Source organism: bacterium (genome assembly GCA_035527515.1).
In the GTDB taxonomy this organism is placed as follows: domain Bacteria; phylum B130-G9; class B130-G9; order B130-G9; family B130-G9; genus B130-G9.
In genome coordinates, this window is record DATLAJ010000108.1 from 38,659 (window position 1) to 59,898 (window position 21,240).

Here is a 21,240-nt window from a genome sequence, read left to right on the forward strand (position 1 = left end):
CTCTATCCCACACCGAAGAAGACGCCTGTTCTGCCTGCAAACATAGCAGAAAGAGCCAGATTGTCCAATGCGCCAGGTCTATACCGAAAAGGCCCGAGCAACGTGGCTATGTATGTGGCTTGGTCCTATTCCCACACCCTATTATTTCGGGCGTTATGTCGTGAACCCCAAAAGCGGGCATGGCGCCCAGAATGTCTTTTATATCTAGCAGGGAGTGAACCACAGACACACGGAGCTCTCTCCTTGGTGTGTCTTCGTGTGTTTCGTGGACGGGGCGGGCGGCTATCTCCTGTCGAGCATGTAGTAGATGGGGTTTTGCGCTTTGCCGTTGATCCGGACCTCGTAGTGCAGGTGAGGCCCCGTGCTTCTGCCCGTGGAGCCAACCTGCGCGATGACATCGCCCCGCTCGAGCCGGTCGCCGCGCTCCCGAGTTAGCTTAGAGCAGTGGGCATACCACGTTGAGAAGCCGTTCCCATGATCGACCTCAACAGCATAGCCCCAGTCCGAATACCACCTCACTCTCGCGACTACGCCATCAGCAGTAATGCAAACAGGCGTGCCTACCGGGCAAGCGATATCGACGCCATGATGGAATGCCTTTCGATGAGTGAATGGGTCCCGCCTGTACCCATAGCCAGACGACAGCCATCCGCCATCAATCGGCGTTATCGATGGAATCGAGGCTAGGAGTTTCTTGTGCTCATTAAGGTATGACATGAGCAGGTCCGCCCGTGCGCTCTGACGGTCCAGGTTCGCCTCGAGCATGCCCAGCTCGTCCGAGATCTCCCCCAAAAGCTCCTTCTGTTTACCATTGTAGTAGCGCGAGAAAGCGTCCGAATGCCGACCGCTGTCAGGCCCACCAACAGCCAGCTCGCCGTCCAGACCGATCATCGTCTCGATCTGGGCAGCCTTAGTGTCAACCCTCGAGACCCGCATCTTCATCCGGTCCACATCGCCCAAAAGCTGCGCCATCTGCCGGGTAGATACACCTTCTGACCTGAGTCGAGCGACCTGCGCCTCAACCTGCGCGATCCGCTCCCTCGCAATCAGCTGCGCCCTGACAAGCAGCCCAACGCCCGCTATGGCTGCCAACAGACAAGCCAGAACCAGTAGTATCCACCCACGCCTGAGAAGAACAGTCCGGACATGGGACCTGGCGTCCGGAATTATCATCACCGTGTAAAAGCGGCTACGCACTATCCTGCGACTCCACACACAAATAAAACATCAAGGCATCCCACCCTATTTATCACGGACAACAAGCACCCTCCTTCTGCATAAACAGCCTACACAGAGCAAAGCCAGCAGAACTCAAGTTGTTGAATATGGCGAATCGGCCAACTTAAGTCAAGGCCTCGTGCCATTTCTAGCTATCGTTTACTCTTTTGCACAAGAATAGGCGAAATCTTGACCAAACGCGGGAGGCCGTCCGCTCGATGCATGAGGCGGACGTCAGTCCTAATCGAGCTCGTAGTCCAGTAGCTCCAAAGTCCCGAGGCCATAAAAGGATGCAGAAAAACTCCCCTTGACAAGCCCAACGTCCTTGGCAAACCAAAGGTCTCCCGTGACAATATCAAACAACGTCCCAACTTGAAGGCGCCAACAATCCTCAAAATCACCTGCCAGAACGCTTACGTCCTCCTGACCCTCCACGGTAACCGTCGCCGTGATCGGCAAGCCTTCGGCAGTAAACTGAACTGTCCAATGGTCGCCCTCGTCAAGGTCAGCAGGTAGAATCAGCTGGTCATCTGAGCAGCTCGAATCGCCATCGATAATCACGTCGCGGACGTAGATGTCGCCACCGTCGTCCAAGAAAATCAGCTCGACGTCAGTGTCGCCCTCCTGAAAAACGTGGAACTCATAGATGTCCCCATCCGCCTGCGCATCCTCAACGACAGCGGTGCCCTGGCCACTCTCTCCACTGCCCTCGGCGAAATAGGTCCAACTGTAACCTTCCGCCAAAGGAAGATAGTCGTTTCGGCTTACTATCTCCACGCCTCCCGACTCAAACGAGAAGCTGCACTGGGCGATCTGGCTCTCAACAGTATAGGTATCCCCCGAGAGCACGGCCGCCTTCAGAATGTAGTCTGCCTCCGGGACGCCCTCCGAAAGCGAGACCGAGAACACCATCACATCGGACAAGCTGGCTCCCGCAGGGCAGTAAGCTGATATAAGAGGCGCCGCATCCGTGCTCAGACCAGGCAAAAACAATAGAACACCACCGTAGTCGATGGCCACATAAAGCTGCGCATTGAAGCCATCGCCCAAATTCTCCAGCGACACATAGACTTCAAAAGTATCCCCAGCGTGATAGACCTCCTGATTCGTGTCTATCGCGAGGTCAACGTGTTCTGCAAACAGAGCCTGCGCCGACGACAGCAGGACAATCGCGAAGAGAACTGCCAATAACCTAAGCCTACTCATTGCCTCACCCTCCAAAGAAAACGATCAATGCTCAAACATGACGATCATCTATGGTTCATCATCCATAGAGTTTTAATCAGCCCCGCACATTTGTCAAGCTCGGCTCCCGCCAAGAGATGAATACGGAGCAAAAGCCAGAACTACTTCAAAGCGCATTCTTGCCCTGAGGCAGAAACTCCGCCTCAATGCGCTGAAGAAGCAGCTTAGCTGCAAGGGCGTTCCCATTCGCGTTCCAGTGCATATCGAACCTGAAGTGCAAGCACTGGCCCTTCGCGGCGAGGCGCCGTGCCTCGCTCCGAAACACGTCAGTCGGCTTCATGCAGGGGATAGAGAGTTTCTCACAGATGGATTTCACCCTCTTGCCTGGCTCGTCGAGGTCAAAGAGCTCATCCGTAAGACCATAATTGCGCTTGGTCCCCTCAATCCCGTCTTCTTCCACGCTCCCCTTGTCAGGGATATAGAAAACCAGCAGTCGGCCCCCGTTCGCCTCGACCGATCTTCTGAGCCTCGCCAGGATAAGTTCGGTTACTTGCCAGGCGTATTGAATCTCTGACGGTGGGCTCTTATACCACACCTTGTAAACGTCTGGCAGAGGCGCGGCCGGGGCGCTCTCGTCCAGGACGAGCAGGCCGCTCGCCGCCGGCCCGCTGGACTTTCCCAAGCCGTGGGAGAGCCCGAGCCAGACCGCGGCCCTGTTGAGCCACGAACTGCCTTTGATCCGCGACCTCACGAAGGAATAGATACGAGAGTGCTCATTGAGCCATTCCTTGACCGACGCGACCGAAAGCTGCTGGCGAGGCATTTGCGGGCCAGTCTCTTCTGGAAACACGTCCGCCCGTGGAACAGGCGAGTTCGTAAGCACCAGCTTCTCGTCCTCGAGCTTGAATAGCGGCTTCGGCTTCGGAGGGTATTGATCTCGCGTGTTGAACCAAACATCGTTCAAGCAGAAAAGAAGCACCACGAGGTCCGGATGATACTTGTGGCCCTCGGTCTCGTAAAACAAAAGCTCCTGGTCTGTGCTGTAGGCCGCGGTACCGCCGTTGATCACGCGATACTTCCGGCCATCGTTTCTTCCGTTCAGAGCATCCTGAAGCAGGTTTGTGAAAAGGTCCTTAAGCTCAACCGCATAGCCCTCGGAGAACGAGTCCCCGAGGCAGAGGATTCGGTATTCGTTCTCAGGCTTCTCATACGGACATTCCGGCCCCCTTAGCCCCTTAGAGTTGATCTTCTTGTAAACCGTGTATTCAGGGCAAACAAACCAACCCTCTTTGCCAGGAATCTTGCTCCATCCCACCTGGGGATTATATTGATAAAACTGCGTTCCCGTCGGCGGAACAGTCGGACCCGATACAATATGCAGAACTCCCTCTGCAAGCGACAGCGCCACAACGAGGGCCGCCATTGCCAGCAACAGATTGACCGCTGTGCGCCTCATAGGGCCAAGATACTTGCTCATCGCTTCACCTGCCTCGCAAACAATGAATTGAGTGAGACTGCCATGACAACAGGCTATTCAGCTCCAATTCTCAAGTCAAGCGCCTGAAAGGAGGAGTTCTCGTAATCGTGCCCGGGCCTGCCCAACTGACGGCGTTCTTCCCGCATCCCCGCAAGGGGATTAAGTTGAGTAGCCGTAGGCGCCGGCCGCAGGCCCAGCCTACGGACAGGTGGCCCCAAACCTCCTGAAAGGCGACCTCAACGGGGTCGAACGATGTCGTTGCTCTGTCCATTTGTTCGACCCCGTTGGGGTCGCCAAGACGGATTTGGGCACGCCCGTAACCCCACGTTGCACGTGGGGCTACTCACATTCAGCCCCGTTGGGGCTGGCGGCGTCCAGCTCGCCGATTCCAGTTCTCGCACACCCAAATCACCGCCTTGCGGCCTGCAACCCAACACTCCTCTCCCCAAAAATGCGAAAACTCCTGCCTGAAAGAGCGCTCCCAAGAGCTCGGCGCCCAATCAGTTGAAACGGCTCGCCTCGTCAAGTAGGATGATGATTGTTTCTAGTCTCGCCGGACATAGGCGGTGGGCGCTGGAGTTGACCTAAAAAGCTTCGTAAAGCATGGATCAGAATGGAGAGCCTTCACATCCGGCAAGTAGTAGCCACAATAAGGAGGTCGCTTACATGAGGCGCAAGATATTCCCCATTATCTTAACTCTCTTGGTCACGTTTATGACGTTACTCCCGAGCGGTCTATCTTGGGCGAGGCACTTCAGGCTCCTCGCCTCGGGTGAGGGTTCCGAGAACCATTTTGGGGTGGCGCTATCCTTCCCCTACAAGGGCTCCGAGTCGCGGTATGGCCGCATATTGCGAGATCAGGCGTTCGAGCTTGGCGCCGCTTGGTTCATCGTCTCCCACTGGGACACTCCGCTTTCGTGGGCAGCGATGCAGGGCCAAACCAACGTGTCGGGGCAGCCGGTCTTCTCCGACGTTGACAACGAGACGCTCGAGACATTCAAGGAATGCCACGACCGTGGGGTCAAGACGCTCGTTACGCTGTCGTTCAGCAATCCGCTGTTCTATCCGGACTGGCTCTACACTCCGGACGCGTCGAGTTCGTGCGACGGCGAGCAGAGATGGTGCTTCTACGTTCGCTCGGCCGACGATCCTGGCGGCAGGACCTCCTACGACGACGAGGACCCCGACATAGGCCATATCGAGACGACCTACATCTGCGCGGAATGGCTTGCGAGATTCCTCAAATACTGCAAGAAGGTCGCGGAATACTACGGCCAATACGTTGACGGATGGATGGTCTGGGAGGAGGAGAACTGGGTCCCCAGCGGCAGTTCCAACGAACAGAGCTGCCTCTGCAAGTCGGAGTTCTGGAGACCGTATCCGCCTTATGCAGGCGAGGAGGACTGGAGGAAGATGACAAGGCTCTACGCTGAGATGCTCTTTAACGCGGCTCCTCTTATGAAGCGCCTTACACCTCACGCTAAGTTGCTGTTCGGCGCTACCTGCGGCTGCGACGTGCCTTACGTTGAGGCGGTCGTCCAGCAGATGGCGGCGTTAGGTGCAACGCAGGAGTTCTTCAGGACCTACATCGATGGCTATGGTTTCCACGGGTTCCGTTCTGGCGTCTGGCGTTCGGCTGCGGAACGGTATCTCGGGGCGCCCGAGCTTGAGGTCCCCTCGCCTCATCAATACGCGCCGGACGATGACGACTACGGGCTATGCTCGATGTTCACTCACTACGCGAGCCTGGGGGCGCCGACCCAGGGTTTCTTGAAGCAGGTGGGCGACCTCAGGGCGAGAATCGGGGCGGTAACCGGTCAGGAGCCTGGCTCGATAGAGCTCTACAATACGGAGGACTGCGCTCCGTTCCACTACAATGACCCGTGCGGAGACCAGATGCGCGGCTTCGTGAGAATGGCCAAGTATCTCTCCCGATCAGACATGACCTGCTATTACGCCAACGTGCACGTTACGCACTGGCAGCTGCAAGAGGGTGATGCGGGGGCAACTGGCGCGGACTACGGCCTAATCAATAGGACGCACACGAACTCCGGCTGCACTCTCACCCCCGACAGGCCCTACATGTTGCCGGAGCTCCGCAGGGAGGCATACTACACGTTCCAGATGGTCGCCAGCATCTTCGACAAGACGCTGTCGCGCCTCGATCCGACATCGATTGGGGTTACTCTTTATGACAGGGCGCCTGACGAGACGCCGTTTTCGATCGGCTACCAGCCAAAACCCGAGCGTTCGGACGTTGCCACCGGCCAGCAGGAGATCGCTCTAATGCTGCACGTGCCTACGGCGGACCCGACGCGTCAGGGAGAGATACTGGTCTCGGACTGGAAAATGACTGATTTCCCGCTTGCGATCGGCAGCAGCTATCACAGCGTGCCCGGATTGACCCACGTAACGACAGACGAATCGACGAATCCCAACACGATGCCTGCATGGGTCAAAATAGACCTCGCCGCGCCTGAACTGAATTACGACACGACTGTCCCGCCCGAGGTCTGGGAGGTTAGCACATTCCCCCAGGGCGACTTTCACACTCTCGACATATCCTGCCCCGAGAGGCCGCTTACCTACGGCGTTGACGCACAGAATCCAACCACGATAGTCATCGAGAAGACTACGGTCTCCGACTATGTGAACGTCATCGAGATCGCGCCAGCGCAATACCCGGCATTCAATGTCGCAGGCACGCTGGACTCATATCTCAAGGTCAGCCCCGACGGCGGCATCACAGGCAACATCGCAGTCGTGGCGCTGCCCTATGGCCCATCCTTTATAGATGTCATCAGGGCTTTTTACTCAGACATTGACCTGTCGGTCTCCTTGAACGACCGCGGCGAGGGAGACGATCCTACGGCTCGCGACGGCATCTTCACGGCCAAACTAACGGCTCCGGGAACAGAGCCCGGCCCAGTAAGCAGCCTCATCGCTGACGGAGCGAAGCACCCGATAGTGTTTGGGGCCGGCATCTCACAGAACGCGATGTTTGCGGCCGAGAGCGGCAGTTTCGTTGTAAGAGCCTACGTGTTTGACGGCGATAACCCGGCCGACCCGGGTGCGATCGCATCTTGCAGTGCGAGAATCCCCGGAACTGCTCTTACCTTCCCTATGGTGCGGATGGCCGCGAGTTTGGGGGGCCTCGAGTCTTATGAGTGGTCAGCGAAAGTTCAGTTCGACGATCTGTCGGGCGTCGCCACGGGGCTCTATCTGGTTGAGGTGATAGCGACGGACAGCGAAGGCCTCAAGAGCGTGCCCTGGCCGCACATCCCGACCGGAGACGGCACATACATCGAGGGACTCTACTTGAACCTCCGCGTCAAGGGCCGCAGCGGCAACCTCGTGCGCTGCTGGCCGGAGCTCAGGCTCAACTAGCCCAAGAATCGCCTCTAACTAATCCGGACCAGATTGACGCTCTGCTCGCCAAACGTCTGGCCAGCGCTCGCGGAAGTCCTCGTTAATGACCGACAGATCTGGCCGCATCGTGATCCGCGCCGCGTAGAAATCAATCGAGTCGCTGAGAGCGTAGCTCAGGTCCTGCCACTGAACACGGACAATATCCCCGTCATCAATCGCAAAGACCCACGGAACGATGCAGGCCGAAAGGAACTCCCGGACGGTCTTCGTTGACTTGGACCTCTCGACAGCGAGCGAGGATGCGGACTTCGGAAATGTCCGGATGGCCCGCGGCTGGCCCACGCGCGAGTTCAGCCAAAGCAGCCGGAACCCATCAGGCACGGCGCATACAGCGAGCCATTCAAAGGGCGAGAAGTCGGCGGGAAATGCCCGAACGTCGGCCGCTGCTGGGACAAGCCCCAGTGCTATGCGCCTCACCTTTCTCTTCTGCAAGTAGCACAGGCACAGATAGAGAAGGCCAAGTATGGCGCCTGCGAGCGCGAGGCCGAACCTCAGCGGGCCGGCAAATGTCGAGACAACGGCCGCCAGAACGCCAAGCCGCATCATGGGGGCCTTGATGGCGCTGTGAAGCTGACAGACTGTGCAGACCCGGAGCGACTTCTCATGACATCGCGCGTGAGAGGTCTTGGGGTTCAATCCTAACAGAAGGCTGCCGGTGAGCATCCGTCTCGAGAAGGGCCAGAACACCATCGCCCCGGTGCCGTGCATGATAAGGTCAAGGACGCAGTGGCTCGCCCCGGCCACGAGCGCGACCAGATAGCTTTCCCAGAAACCGATACCGGGGAAGATGAGACATCCCAGCCATGCGATGACGAAACCGGCGGCCGCCACGCTCACGAGCGAGTGCGTAACGCTGTGGTGATACTTCAAGAAGTAGATATTCTTAAAGAATTTAGTAACGAAATCCAGGTCTGGCACGACGGCCGCGGCAGATGCGATCGCAACCCTGGGCAACGTCGCATCAGGCCCCGGCAAGAGATTCGTTACCACAATTCCCCAGACGACATGCGAAACCGGATCCATGGCCGAAAGGCTTATCAGACACAGATGCCGCCGTCAAGCACATACCGCGAGGCGCAGAATGTTGGCCTTGCGCCTCGGCGCTATCGGGCCGCGCCCGAGGTCGCTTGAGCGCGGGTGCGATTCTGGATTGTAGGTGGAGTGTCGCACTGACCTCGGCCGCGTTTTAACGCGGCGATATAGATGGCTCTCATTATCCTAACACCCGACTTCGAGTCGGGTGGCTTCAGAAGGCGAGGCGCCTCCTCCTCCCTCCCAGAATGCCCATGTACAGGGAAAGGATGAGGAGAGCGGTCGCGTGCCCCAGGCCGCCCCGAATGAATTCGGGGCTTACGATCATGATAGCCTTCTCGCATCGCCTCGACTGAAGTCGGGCGATGAGGCAATGTGCAACTCATGCGTGTTGCAGACCGCGACCTGGGCGGCATCTATGTAGCCCTCATCGCATAAGCGCTGGATTACCTACAATCCTGGGTCAAACCCATAGGTGCAAGGTGATTGATCATCGGGTCAAGCTCTGTTTTGATTATCGAGGCGCACAAAGATGATGAGCGCTTGAGATGGCTTTGCGGACGAGACGAGGGCTTTACAGGCCAATCGTGAGCGGAATGGGCGACTTCGATCTTGTGAGATTCTATCAGGGTATGCCTGAGGGTTACCTGGAATGCGACGAGCGACGACGCATCGCTGTACTTGGCGCGAAGGCGGCTGGCCTCGTGCATCTATGCGAGCTTGGGATGCCATGCCCAGACGGTTTCGTCATCCCCACTTCGGTAACCGACGAGTTCAACAGATTGAACGCCGGAGTGCTCTCGGAAGTCGATTCATCAAACCTGCCGCCCAGCGCCGTGATGGAGCGACTGTTGCTGCCCGATAGTCTGTGGGAAGGCATCGAAAGGGGCATCCATTGGATCGAGAAGAAGAGCAACCTGCTATTTGGAGAGGTCGGGCGCCCGTTGCTTGTCTCGGTCAGGTCAGGCGGGACGGTCTCGCTGCCCGGGCTCATGGAAACCATCTGCAACGTGGGCCTCAGGAGGAAGATGTTTGGCCAGCTGGCTGACGCAGACGGACGGCAGAGATTCCTGCTTGACTCCTTCCGAAGGTTCATCGAGGGCTACGGCAGCGCGGTTTACCGGATCAAGAGAAGACAGCTCAGGGACATACTTGGGGATCAGGGCCGCAACAGACCTGATTCTTTGGCGAAAGCGATCGATAAATATCTGGCAATTTGCCCAGTCCCCGATGACCCCTGGCTTGCGCTGCGCAGGTCCGTGATAGCAGTGATGCTGTCGGCAAGGACCGAGGAGGTGCGCGAGTTCATGCGCACCAACTACATTCAGGAGCCTGTCAAGACCGCGGTAACCATTCAGCGAATGGTGTTTGGAAACCTCGATGCCAGGTCCGGCAGTGGCGTCGTGTTCAGCAGGAATCCCTCTACCGGCCAGCCTGCCGAGGCGCCGGGGAAAACACGACTCTTCGGACAGATTATCGTGCAATCACAGGGGGACGACGTCGTCAGGGACCTGGGCGAGGCGGGTGCCGTGAAGGACCTCCACTCGGCCTATCCTGACATCTGCAAGAGGCTCGCCGAGATCGCCCGGAAGCTGGAGAGCGTGTCTGGCTACGTTCAGGATATTGAGTTCACGATTGAATCTGGGAAGCTCTATCTTCTTCAGGCAAGGCCGGCCAAGATGGCACCTGCTGCTTTCTTGCGGGCACAGCTGGACATGATTGAGGAGGGCATCGCATCCGATACTGACGTCATCGCCAGAACAGACCCGAGGCAGCTCGAGCAGGTTCTCTCGGCTACCGTAACCTGCACGCCTCCGGGCTCAATGAAGTTGATCGGCGAGGGCAGCCCGCTCGTGCCGGGTTACGCGACCGGCAGAGCTTGCTTCAACATTGACGAGATTAGGCAGTTCAAGTCCAAAAACGAGCCGGTCATTTTCTGCTGTGCTCGATTACTTCTATCAGACATGGCAGCCGTGGAGGCTGCGGATGGGATCATCTCCTCGCAAAGGAATGTGCTCTCGCACGCAACGCTGAACGCACGCTATCTTGGTCGGCCAAGCATCGTCAAGGCGAAGCTCGAGATCGACCCCGTGGCCCGCACCATCAAGTATGGAGACAGTGGGATACGACCTGGGGTCCTGCAACAGGGCGACATCGTCTCAATAGACGCTCACCACGGGCTTATCTACGAGGACCAGATGGAGATCCGCATTTCTGGCATCAAGGACCCGCTGGCAGAGCGCTTCTGCGAGCTTGTCGCTAGGCACAGCGACATAAAGGTCTATGCCCAGGTGGAGGATTATGAGACCTATGCAACGGCCAAGAGGCTCGGTGCGGACGGCGTGGCCAACTTCCGAAGTGATGTCCTTTTCTTCAAGAAATCGGTCAACTTCGCGCTATGCGACTTTGTGCTTAGCGTAGGCACGCCAGACGAGCCACGAGCCCGCAAGCGGCTACACTCACTGCTAAAGAGGGATTTCCTGCGCGTGTTTCAGACCATCGATGAGAACTACATCGCGATCAGGCTCTGCAAGCACACGATATATGAGTATTTCCCCAAGGAGCGGTTCGATGTCATCAACCTCGCCAAGTATATCCTGAGTGCAAGGAATGGCGAGGCTCTAGAGGCCAAAGATGTGGGTCTGAGCAGCCGCCAGATCGAGAAGATGGTGAGAATAATCAGAGAGCACAAGAGACGGCAGGAGGACTACAACCCGATCCTGGGCAGGCGGGGCGTGCGGCTGGCAACGACGCTCCCACAGATTTACGAAATAGAGATTAGGGCGATACTCTCCGCCATGCAGAAGATTCAGTCTGAAGACAAACAGATGCACGTCGAGATACTTGTGCCCTATATATGCGTTGTGGGCGAGCTCCTTTACGTGCGAGACCTCACCGACAGGATCGCGTCCGAATTCGGTCAGGCGGACCTTCACTACGATGTGGCGCCAATTGTGGAGATAAGTGGGATCGCTTTCGAGATGGACAAGCTCGCTCCCCACACCAACCTGGTGGTGATCAGGTCCGACAAACTAACGACATCCACGCACCACATCGTCCGGGAAGATGCCAGGCAGTTCCTCGGTGCATACGTTGACCGGGGCTGGTTCTACGGGGACCCGTTCAGGGTGATACAGAAAAGCACGGAGAGAATCATTAGGCACGCGGTCGAGGCCGCCAAAAGCGTCAATCCAAACATACGCATACTTGTGGCCGGAACCCACTGTTCAAACGAATACAGCCTCCGCAGGCTGCTTGACCTCGGAATCACCGAGATATGCTGCCCACCGATCATGGTCCCAGTCGCAAAGCTCATCGCAGCCAAAACAAAGAGGACAACAGCTTGACAGCTCGCAGCCCAAGAGAAGAGCTCCGACAGCTCGTCAAGCGATATAGCCCGTTTATGGAGGCGAACAAGAAAGCTATCAGAAGCCTTGACGAGCTCGGCAAGATGTTCTCCAAGATGACGCACGTCGTTGTCCGCTCCAACGAGCCGTTCAGCATTGAAAACGTGGTCCATCGATGCAGCAAGAAGCAGAGCCTCGAGGAGATCTGCGCCAAGCTCAGCAGGCGGCTCCTGTCGTGTATGTCCAGCATCAATCTGCTAATAGAGACATACGCAGAGATCGGCGAGGCCGACACGAGCGAGATCAGGACGACCCTAGCGAACATCAGGGAGAAGTTCCTCTCCCACTTCTGGTTTCTCAAACGGATTCTTCTGTTCAACCTGTGCGACGACGTGATGTATTTCTCACAACACAGGAGGGCGTTGGGTCTTTTGACCGAGATCAGGCCCAGCGTAACCAAGTCGCTTCGGAATCCGAGGGAGGATGGCTTGGCCTCAAGCCTAAGAAGTGTCAATGAGGTCGTGCGATACCTTCACCAGAAGGGCGAGGATGCGTTTTTCGCCCGGGCGAGGGAGATGGGCGCCTCGCGGACGTTTGCGCTTGGGAACGACAACATGTTAAATCTTGTTGACCTCGACAGGCTTTTAGGAGATCGGCAAGCAGCGAAGAGCTCGCCCGTGCAGACGCTTAACGAGCCGGTGATGAGCGCGCTGCTGAGGCCCTACAAGGCGGGTGTAAAGGGCGAGGGCGCCGAGATACTGAACGTAGTTAAGTTCCGGGATATGATCGACACTCAGCTCGAGCTCGGCCTGCACAAGGCCAGACTGAGGAGCAGAATCAGCGCCAAGTCAGGCTCCAAAAGAAGCTTCATATCGCTGTCGTACTTCGAGCCGTTTCAGGCGCTTGTGTCCCAGACGCTCGGCCAGCGCGTCCGTTATTTCTCCGGCATTCTCTCACGCCTCAAGTTCACTGTGGAGACCGATTTCATCACATTCCTCAGCGCGAGCTTCTCGGGCGGCGCCGGCAAGTGCAAAAAAGTGCTTAGCGAGCTCGTGCGAGCGATGATCTCGCTCAAAGACCTTGACGAGCTCCTCTCCCAGCCGGGCAAGACGGAACAGGCGATCTCGCTCTTCTGCCAAGGAGTGAGCAACGTTCACGGCTACTTCAACGCGCTGAGGTGCCTCGAGCTTGCCATCTCAGACCAGATCACCCCCGAATCGCTGCAAATGATCTTGAGGCAAGAGGAGCTCAACCGAAGCGAGATGGACCTGCTGCTGAAGCATGACTTTCCGAAGATTGCGGCGAGGCCCAACGTTAGGCGCGAAACCACCGCCTCGCTGCGGCGTGCTCTCGATCAGATGAGGGACAGCCTCAGCTAGTCCATCCCAGCGTCAGCCAGGTGCTTCAGCGCTGCTAGACCAGACAGAGCGTCAATACTCCAGCGGCGAGGCAATAAAGACCGAACAGATGCAGCCTGCCCCGGCTGACGATACGCAGAAGGACTGCTATTGAGACGTAGCCAATCGCAAAAGCGGCAAGGAATATCAAGACCATTTCCAACGCGCCCTGGGTGCTCAGAGCACGAGCGATGTCGCCGAACTCGAGCACGAAGGCGCCAGCTATGGCCGGTATCGATAGCAGGAAGGAGAAACGGGCCGCGAAATCCCGCCTGAGGCCGAGGAATATGCCGGCGGCGATCGTGAAGCCGGACCGCGAGATGCCTGGCGTTATGGCCAGAGCCTGGGCAATCCCGATGAGAAAGGCGCTGAGCAGCCAAGTGTGCCAGACCGTTCTCTCGCCCTGCTGGGCCAGTCTCGTCAAAAGGAGCACAGCAGCAGTTACAAGAAACATCGCGCCAACCACCTTGACGCTCGCGAACACCCGCTCAATCGTATCCTTGAAGGCAAGGCCTATGACTGCGGCGGGGAGCGTCCCGACTACGATCATTGCGAGGATGCGCTGATATGACAGCCTGCCATGATCATCCTGCGGCGGCAGCGCGATGAACAGTTTAGAGGGCCTCCTGACGACGCTCGACAGCGTCTTGGGAGACAGGATGCGGGCAAACATTACCAGGTCCTTGCGGAAGTAGATCAGAACCGCTAAAAGCGTCCCCAAATGGGCGATTACGCCCATTGGAACCATTGACTCCACTGCGGCGCCAAAAAGCTTGTGAAAGACAGCTAAGTGGCCGGAGGAACTGACCGGCAAGAACTCGGTCAAGCCCTGGAGCGCCCCGAAAAGCACCGCTTTGATAAGGCTCACAAGAACGCCTCCTGTGTAGGTATCACGGGGCCTCTGGACACAACGTCTCCCGTTTGTGAGCGCCGGTCGGAATGGTTCTTCCCATGAATGCTCTCCCTCATCTGCTCTGGTTCATTTCTGTTGCTTGAATAAGGGCATCCGGCCACCGCGGACGAAAGAGGCGTCAAGGGACCGCACACCAAATGTGCCTTGGATATTGCGATCATTCTGTGTGGTCGCTACGACTAACCTCTTGTCTTGACAGCAAGCATGCTCACGCTTAGTTTAGTGTGTTAGGATTTCGCTGGAATTATATAGCATATTAGCAGGATGACTCCCGGCAGGTCAACTGGGCGGGGGCGGAGGTAACCTTGATGTTTCAGTGGCTTTTTTCATTCTTCTCAAACGATCTGGCCATCGACCTGGGCACAGCCAACAGCCTCGTTTACATGAAGAATCGGGGCATAGTGCTCAGCGAGCCATCCATCGTGGCGATTCAGCTCGATACCCATAAGGTCCTGGCGGTTGGCAAAAAGGCGAGGGAGATGGTTGGCAGAACGCCGGAGAACATACTCGCGATAAGGCCCTTGAGGGACGGCGTTATATCGGACTTCGAGGTAACAGAGAAGATGCTTCGGCACTTCATCGGCATGGCGCACGGCGGTGGGGCAATCTCGAGGCCCTTCATCAGGCCCAGGATAATCGTTGCGGTGCCTTCGGGGATTACCCAGGTTGAGCGCAAGGCCGTCATCGAGTCGGCAACGAAGGCCGGGGCGGCAGAGGTTTATCTGGTTGAGGAGCCGATGGCGGCGGCCATCGGGGCAGGGCTGCCGATCGAGGAGCCAATAGGCAACATGATAGTCGATATCGGCGGCGGGACGACGGAGGTGGCGGTGATCTCACTCGGCGGGATGGTGTTCAAGCAGTCGCTTCGACTCGGAGGCGACAAGATGGATGACGACATCCAGCAATATATCAAGAGAAAACACAACCTACTGATCGGGCAGCGGATGGCTGAGTATGTGAAGATACAGGTGGGCTCGGCCTATCCGCTTCAGAAGACGCTTTCGGTCGAGATTCAGGGTCGAGACATAATAAGAGGGGTGCCGAAGCGCATTACGGTTACCGGTGACGAGATACGAGAAGCGCTGAAGGACACGGTAGATTCGATCGTGCATTTGATACGGCAGGCGCTTGAGAAAACGCCTCCGGAGCTTTCAGGAGACATCGCCGAGCGCGGTCTGACGATTTCAGGGGGCGGCTCACTGCTGAGGAATCTCGATCTACGCTTGAAGGACGAGACAGGGCTGCCTATCAAGATATCAGAGGACCCGCTCACATCAGTGGCGCTCGGTGCAGGCCGGATGCTGAACAACCCCGACCTTCTGCGCAAGGTGTCGGCGATGTCAAGATAGCCGACCAGGGACGAGACATGCCTGCTTTCGCTAGTAAACACGGAACTCTTGTGTTGCTAGTAACCTACATCGCATCGTCAATCTACTTGCTCTCGTTGGACATTCGCAATCCTGACCGGACGCTCATCGTCGAACGTGCCGTTATGGCCACATTCGCTCCGCTGCAATCCACCTGCGCGACGGTCTGCGAATTCATCGGGGATACGTTCCACACATACGTCGATTTCGTCAACACCAATAAACTGAACGCAGAGTTGAAAAGGAAGGTCTCACGGCTTGAGGCCGAGAAGGCCAAGCTGATGGAAGCCGCCATTCAGAACGAGCGCCTCAGGAAGATCGTCAAGCTCGACGAGTCGAGGCGCTTCGACTCGCTTGTCTGCTCTGTGATAGGTGTTGATCCGTCCAAGCTCTTCAGCAGCGTGTTCATAGACCGGGGGTCTTCAGACAGCCTTAGTAGGAACACGCCCATCATCACTTACGATGGTGTCGTAGGCAAGATCGTTAAAGTCTCAAGCCACGTTGCACGTGTTCAGCTCTTGACGGACGCGAGGTCCAGCATAGCGGTGCTGGTGCAGCGGTCGAGGGCGCCGGGGATACTCCAGGGCACCGGCACGAACCTCTGCGAGATGGTCTATATCGACGCGGCGGCAGATATAAGAACGGGCGATACGCTGCTGACCTCGGGATTCGGCGGAGTTTTCCCACGCGGCCTGAGGGTCGGAAGGGTTCGCTCAGTTGTTAAAAAGAAGGGGGCGCTGACCAAGAGCGCTAAGGTCTCCCCCCTTATCAATGTTCACCAGCTGGAGGAAGTTCTCGCACTGGTGGCGGAGCGAAAGAGCGAGCTTGAAAAGATCGAGAGGCAGCAGTGGTAGCGAAGCGTGGGTCAGGTAGGGGCAGAAAGTTGATCAAAACGCTGGCGTGGCTCATCCTAATTATGGTGGTGCTTGGGGCCGTAGCCGGCTTTGCTGTGTATTCAAGACTTGCATCCAACCTCCCATCTATCGAGATACTCGACGATTTCAGGCCGAGCCTCGCCTCACTGGTCTATGACGGCAAGGGCGACAAAGTGCACGAGTTCTACATTGAGCGACGAATATGGACGCCAATCGAGAGAATCCCCAAACTCATGCAGCAGGCGATCATCGCCGTGGAGGACGCGAGGTTCTACTCACACGGCGGCGTCGATTGGCTCGGCATCCTTCGCGCCATGTGGGCGAACCTCCGCAAAAGACGCATCGAACAAGGCGCAAGCACAATCACCCAACAGCTGGCGAGGCGACTCTTCCTAACGCCTGAAAAAACTTACAAGCGAAAGATAAGGGAGATAATCCTCGCCTGCCAGATCGAGAAGAAGCTGGCCAACAAGCAAAGGATCCTGGAGTACTACCTCAACGAGATATATTTTGGGTCCGGCGCCTATGGCGTCGCGGCCGCAGCACAGGTGTACTTCGGCAAGCCGCTGCAGGAGCTCTCCATGCCTCAGTTCGCCCTGCTTGCCGGTCTGCCTCGCGCACCGAGCAGGTATTCACCGCTGAGGAACCCGTCCCTGGCTCAGAGACGACGGAACTTCGCTATCCGGCGAATGGCGGATGTGGGGCTCATCTCCGAGCAACTCTGCCGCGAGGCGACCGCAACCCCTCTTAATACTGTCGACCCGGACAAATCAATGAAGACGACTTGCGGAGCTTGGTTCTTCGAGCACATCCGGCGCAGCTGCCTTGAGATATTCAAGGCGCCATCGGAGAAATTAGAAGACGAGAATGAACAGGAAACGGAGACCATGCTTTTTGGGGCTTCTCCCGCAGACATGGTCTATCGCGATGGCCTGAACATCTATTCGACGATCGATATGAGGCTTCAGTGTGCGGCTGAGAGTGCGCTTGACAGGGGGCTGAGGGAGGTGGACAAGCGGGAGGGTTTCCGCGGACCCGTTGAGGGCGGCAAGCTCGACGATGAGCTCGACAGGCAGCATATAAGGCCGGGCCTTATCACCCTGGCCACGGTGACCGGAATAACACCCGAGGCGATTGCCGTCACGTTTGGCAAGGACATTCAGGGAACAATAGAGAAGAGACATTTCAAATGGGCTTTGAACAAGACGCACGAGCTTCTTATAGCCACGGGCTCCGTAATTGAGGTCAAGGTGCGAGACAGCTTTCATGCCGATGACGAGGGTCCCGTCCCGCTCAGTCTGGACCAGGAACCTCTGGTGGAAGGAGCTTTAGTGGCAATAGACCTCCACACTGGTTATGTGAGGGCGATGGCAGGAGGCCGAAGCTTCAAAACAAGCGAGTTCAACAGGGCTATCCAGTCTCGCCGGCAGCCGGGTTCGGCCTTCAAACCTGTCATCTACACCACGGCAATAGATTCGGGAATGATCCCAACCGACATAATACTCGACGTTCCTGTCTATATGGACGAGGTAGATACAGTCTGGAAGCCGGATAACTACGGCGAGCAAGTCTTCGGCCCAGTTACGCTTCAGACTGCGCTTGAGAAGTCCAAGAACCTTGCCACGATTAACCTGATCAAGAGGCTAAGCCCCGGGCTCGCTCTTCACTACGCCCGGCTGCTCGGCATCAGATCAGACCTTGAGCCGGTCCTCTCGTTGGCGCTCGGCTCAATGGGCGTCAGTCTCCTGGAATTGACAAGCCTCTACGGCGTGATTGCGACCGAGGGCAAGCGATTTACACCAGTTTTCATCAAGGAGATAACCGACCGGTCTGGGCAGCCGCTCTATGGTCAGGAGCCGGATATGGAGCAGGTTCTCAGTCCGCAGACCGCCTACGTTATGATCCACATGCTAAAAGGAGTCATCCAGCGCGGCACTGGGATTAGGGCAAAGGAGCTGGGCCACAACCTCGCGGGCAAGACTGGCACAACGAACGATTTCGCCGATGCGTGGTTCGTTGGTTTCAGCCCCAACCTCGTTGTGGGGACTTGGGTAGGTTTCGACGAGCTAAAGCCAATCGGCAAGGGCGAGACTGGCGCGAGGGCAGCGCTTCCGATCTGGATTGAATTCATGAAAGATGCGTTGAAAGACGAGCCTGAAGATGACTTCCCCGTGCCTGAAGGCATCGTGTTCAGGACGGTTGATTCCAAGACCGGGGAACTCGCCACTGACAAGACAGCCGACGCGATAATCGAGGCGTTCATCAAAGGCGCCGAGCCGCTTGAGCACACGGCATCCACTTCGCAAAGGGCGCTCCACTTCAGCGAGATCGACGCGGGGCTCTGATCGATGGCTAAAGGGAGAAAGATCAAAAAAGCGGCCGCTCTTGCCTACGACCACAGGGGTCCAGAGGCGCCGAGGCTGATTGCGAAGGGCAAAGGAGACCTGGCGGAGAAGATCATAAAGCTTGCCAAGGAACACGACATAGCGATTAAGGAAGATGCTGACCTGGTCGAGGCGCTGATGCTGCTGGACCTGGAGGAGGCGATTCCAGCCGAGCTCTACAAGGTCGTGGCGGAGATACTCGCCTTCGTGTATTCTCTCAATCAAAAATGGAAACAGCTCAATCTGGGATAAATGTAGGATTGCTCGTTGTGTAGTTTGGCTAGAGTGGAAGGAGATTAAAATTGGACGAGCGTGGCATCAAGGATTCTCTTATAGTGGGCGAGCAGGAGCGGCTATGTGAGCTCGTCAGAAGCGCGCTGGAAGATGGCGACTCGGCGAAGGCGATTCTGGACGTGATGATCGAGGGTATGGGTGTCATCGGCGACCGTTTTCAGAAGAAAGAGATATTCATCCCAGAGGTCCTGCTAGCGGCAAGGGCGATGACCTCTGCGACGGAGATTCTGAAACCCATTCTCGCCGAGTCCGGCAGCAAGCCTCTCGGGACAGTCATAATCGGGACGGTTCTAGGCGATCTGCACGACATAGGTAAGAACATAGTCGGGATGATGCTCAAGGGGAATGGGTTCGAGGTGATAAACCTGGGCCGGGACGTCGCGCCGGAGAAGTTCGTTGAGACCGCGAAAGAGAGCGGCGCAAAGGTGATTGGGCTGTCCTCGCTCGTAACGACATCGATGCCGCAGATGAAGCGGACGATAGAGCTTCTGAGGCAGGAAGGTCTGAACGGAAGTGTCGCTGTCATGGTGGGCGGCGCCCCGGTAACGCAGGAGTTCGCAGATTCGATCGGCGCAGACGGCTACGCGGACGACGCTCCCGGAGCGGTCCAGAAAGCCAAGGAGTTCCTACAAATTGAACAATAGACTCTCGGAGCTCCTTGCCAAGAAGACGCTGCTCATCGTTGACGGCGCGATGGGGACGATGCTCCAGAGCGCTGGGCTCGGCGTCGGAGAGTGCCCCGAGCTTTGGAACATCAATCGCCCAGACAGCATTCGGCAGATCCACGAGGCGTATCTCAACGCTGGCGCGGATGTGATCCTTACGAACACTTTTGGCGGCTCCCCAAAAAAACTGTCCATGTTCGGCCTAGCGCATCGGGCAGTGGCGATAAACCGCGCAGGTGCACAGCTTGCGGCGCAGGCTCGTGAATCTTGTGGCAGATATAAAGCAGCTCTCATTTTCGGCAGCGTCGGACCCACGGGCGAGCTTCTCGAGCCGCTCGGCACAGCAACCCTCGAGGCGATGATTGAGCAGTTCGCAGTTCAGATCGAGGCGCTTGTAGAGGGCGGCGTTGACGCGATCATGGTCGAGACGATGATCTCGCCGGAGGAGGCGATTGCCGCCGCCAGTGCTGGCAAGACCGTCCAAGAGTCGCTCCCAATCGTCATCAACCTCACATACGAGCCCACGCCTCGCGGGCCGCGAACGATGATGGGCACGAGCCCTGAGCGGTTCATCCAAATGCTCTCGGAGCAAGGCGTGAACGTGGATGGCGTTGGAACTAACTGTGGGACAGGCGCGGATGACATGGTCTCGGTCGTCTCGGCGCTTAGAGGCTGCACCGACCTGCCGATCGTCGCGTATCCAAACGCTGGGATGCCGAGGATGCAGGACGGCATGGCCGTCTATGACGAGTCGCCGGAAGCATTCTCCGAGAAAACCGCCAAACTCGCCGATGCGGGCGCGACGATGATCGGCGGCTGCTGCGGGACAACGCCGGAGCACATACAGCACCTATGCAGGAGGTTGGCCAATGTCCGCTAGACCAGAAACCGACAACGTCATCGACGTCCCCATCCTCGAACAGCCACTGAGGACACAGTCCGGGGCTTAAGATGCGCCTCAATAACCGCTTCGTCCTTGCCACGGCGCCTCGCCTAATAAGCCTGCTGGTCAGGTTACTCGGCCGGACGATAAGATTCTCTACGGTAGGGCTCGAGAAGATAGATGACAGATGGCGTCAGAACCTCCCTTCCATCTTCGCTCTGTGGCACCAGCGCCTCCTGATGATGCCACTGGCCTACGGGGGCAACGGCCTTTATGTCCTGATCAGCAACCACCGAGACGGTGAGCTCATAGCCCGAGCGGTCTCGCACCTGGGCATCCACGCCATTAGGGGCTCAGCGACAAGGGGAGGAATAACGGCCTTCAGGCAAATGGCACAGGTTCTGCGCACAGGCAAAGATGTGGCCATAACGCCTGATGGGCCACGGGGACCCAAGTGGAAGGCCCATAAAGGCGCCATTGTTCTGGCCAAGCTGGCCAGCGTCCCGATCTTCCCCGTTACTTACGCCTGCTCGAGACAGAAGGAGTTCAATAGCTGGGACAACTTCATTCTTCCCGCCCCCTTTGGTCGAGGCGCATTTGTATCCGGCGAGCCGATTGAGGTCCCGAAGGATGCGGATGCGCAGACCATAGAATCGCTCAGGCAGCTTCTCCAGACAAGATTGATTGAGATAACGAGGCAGGCCGAGGAGCTCGTGCGTGGCAGGGCTTCTTGACAACCTCTGTGCCCCACGGGAGCACGTGAGCCTGGTGGAT

The 21,240-nt window shown here is 57.3% G+C and carries 15 protein-coding genes; 10 read left to right on the forward strand and 5 right to left on the reverse strand.

Translation table 11 applies throughout. The annotated features are described in order from the left end of the window. Positions 1–282 precede the first annotated feature (282 nt). The 3 genes from VM163_08230 to VM163_08240 all read right to left on the reverse strand — a co-directional run bounded on the left by VM163_08230 (position 283) and on the right by VM163_08240 (position 3,880). Positions 283–1,197, reverse strand: a complete 915-nt coding sequence (locus tag VM163_08230; protein ID HUT03861.1) for a M23 family metallopeptidase — start codon at positions 1,195–1,197, stop codon at positions 283–285. 261 nt (positions 1,198–1,458) lie between these two features. Continuing rightward, entirely contained in the window at positions 1,459–2,424 is a 966-nt protein-coding gene (locus tag VM163_08235) for a hypothetical protein (protein ID HUT03862.1), read from the reverse strand. 145 nt (positions 2,425–2,569) lie between these two features. Then, a complete protein-coding gene (locus VM163_08240) occupies positions 2,570–3,880 on the reverse strand; it encodes an SGNH/GDSL hydrolase family protein (GenBank protein ID HUT03863.1) in 1,311 nt (436 codons plus the stop codon). Positions 3,881–4,546: 666 nt separating this feature from the next. On the opposite strand from VM163_08240, the gene VM163_08245 reads away from it, so the two are divergent. Further along, the gene (locus tag VM163_08245) at positions 4,547–7,267 is read left to right on the forward strand and encodes a hypothetical protein (GenBank protein HUT03864.1); all 2,721 of its coding nucleotides are present in this window, start codon (positions 4,547–4,549) and stop codon (positions 7,265–7,267) included. Positions 7,268–7,285: 18 nt separating this feature from the next. Here the strand turns inward: VM163_08245 and VM163_08250 are convergent, their stop codons facing one another. Then, entirely contained in the window at positions 7,286–8,332 is a 1,047-nt protein-coding gene (locus tag VM163_08250; protein ID HUT03865.1) for a metal-dependent hydrolase, read from the reverse strand. Positions 8,333–8,889: 557 nt separating this feature from the next. On the opposite strand from VM163_08250, the gene VM163_08255 reads away from it, so the two are divergent. Then, positions 8,890–11,688 (forward strand): PEP/pyruvate-binding domain-containing protein, encoded by a 2,799-nt coding sequence (locus tag VM163_08255; GenBank protein HUT03866.1) that lies wholly within the window; start codon positions 8,890–8,892, stop codon positions 11,686–11,688. After that, entirely contained in the window at positions 11,685–13,067 is a 1,383-nt protein-coding gene (locus VM163_08260) for a hypothetical protein (GenBank protein HUT03867.1), read from the forward strand. The genes VM163_08255 and VM163_08260 overlap by 4 nt, the downstream gene beginning before the upstream one ends. Positions 13,068–13,101: 34 nt before the next feature. Here the strand turns inward: VM163_08260 and VM163_08265 are convergent, their stop codons facing one another. Further along, positions 13,102–13,953, reverse strand: coding sequence for an undecaprenyl-diphosphate phosphatase (locus VM163_08265; protein HUT03868.1), 852 nt, complete (start codon positions 13,951–13,953; stop codon positions 13,102–13,104). Between the two features lie 353 nt (positions 13,954–14,306). Here VM163_08265 and VM163_08270 point away from each other — a divergent pair, with 353 nt between their 5' ends. From VM163_08270 to VM163_08300, 7 genes are all read left to right on the forward strand, one after another. After that, on the forward strand, positions 14,307–15,347 hold the full coding sequence (locus VM163_08270) for a rod shape-determining protein (protein HUT03869.1): 1,041 nt from the start codon (positions 14,307–14,309) through the stop codon (positions 15,345–15,347). A gap of 17 nt (positions 15,348–15,364) precedes the next feature. Further along, positions 15,365–16,219 (forward strand): rod shape-determining protein MreC, encoded by an 855-nt coding sequence (gene mreC, locus VM163_08275; protein ID HUT03870.1) that lies wholly within the window; start codon positions 15,365–15,367, stop codon positions 16,217–16,219. Further along, positions 16,213–18,585 carry a PBP1A family penicillin-binding protein gene (locus VM163_08280; GenBank protein HUT03871.1) on the forward strand — a complete coding sequence of 791 codons (2,373 nt, stop codon included), beginning with the start codon at positions 16,213–16,215 and terminating at the stop codon, positions 18,583–18,585. Before mreC ends, VM163_08280 begins: the two co-directional genes overlap by 7 nt. Positions 18,586–18,588: 3 nt before the next feature. Continuing rightward, positions 18,589–18,876 (forward strand): EscU/YscU/HrcU family type III secretion system export apparatus switch protein, encoded by a 288-nt coding sequence (locus VM163_08285; GenBank protein HUT03872.1) that lies wholly within the window; start codon positions 18,589–18,591, stop codon positions 18,874–18,876. Between the two features lie 50 nt (positions 18,877–18,926). Continuing rightward, positions 18,927–19,562, forward strand: coding sequence for a corrinoid protein (locus VM163_08290; protein ID HUT03873.1), 636 nt, complete (start codon positions 18,927–18,929; stop codon positions 19,560–19,562). Continuing rightward, positions 19,552–20,463, forward strand: coding sequence for a homocysteine S-methyltransferase family protein (locus VM163_08295; protein ID HUT03874.1), 912 nt, complete (start codon positions 19,552–19,554; stop codon positions 20,461–20,463). Before VM163_08290 ends, VM163_08295 begins: the two co-directional genes overlap by 11 nt. 71 nt (positions 20,464–20,534) lie before the next feature. After that, positions 20,535–21,200: a lysophospholipid acyltransferase family protein gene (locus VM163_08300; protein ID HUT03875.1), complete on the forward strand. Its 666-nt coding sequence runs from the start codon at positions 20,535–20,537 to the stop codon at positions 21,198–21,200. The last annotated feature ends 40 nt before the right edge of the window (positions 21,201–21,240 follow it).

Bases quoted from the DNA above. Each gene is read 5' to 3' on its own strand.
- VM163_08235 (HUT03862.1), bottom strand. From the start codon at position 2,424: ATGAGTAGGCTTAGGTTATTGGCAGTTCTCTTCGCGATTGTCCTGCTG.
- VM163_08240 (HUT03863.1), bottom strand. From the start codon at position 3,880: ATGAGCAAGTATCTTGGCCCTATGAGGCGCACAGCGGTCAATCTGTTG.
- VM163_08245 (HUT03864.1), top strand. From the start codon at position 4,547: ATGAGGCGCAAGATATTCCCCATTATCTTAACTCTCTTGGTCACGTTT.
- VM163_08250 (HUT03865.1), bottom strand. From the start codon at position 8,332: ATGGATCCGGTTTCGCATGTCGTCTGGGGAATTGTGGTAACGAATCTC.
- VM163_08255 (HUT03866.1), top strand. From the start codon at position 8,890: ATGGCTTTGCGGACGAGACGAGGGCTTTACAGGCCAATCGTGAGCGGA.
- VM163_08270 (HUT03869.1), top strand. From the start codon at position 14,307: ATGTTTCAGTGGCTTTTTTCATTCTTCTCAAACGATCTGGCCATCGAC.
- mreC (HUT03870.1), top strand. From the start codon at position 15,365: ATGCCTGCTTTCGCTAGTAAACACGGAACTCTTGTGTTGCTAGTAACC.
- VM163_08285 (HUT03872.1), top strand. From the start codon at position 18,589: ATGGCTAAAGGGAGAAAGATCAAAAAAGCGGCCGCTCTTGCCTACGAC.
- VM163_08300 (HUT03875.1), top strand. From the start codon at position 20,535: ATGCGCCTCAATAACCGCTTCGTCCTTGCCACGGCGCCTCGCCTAATA.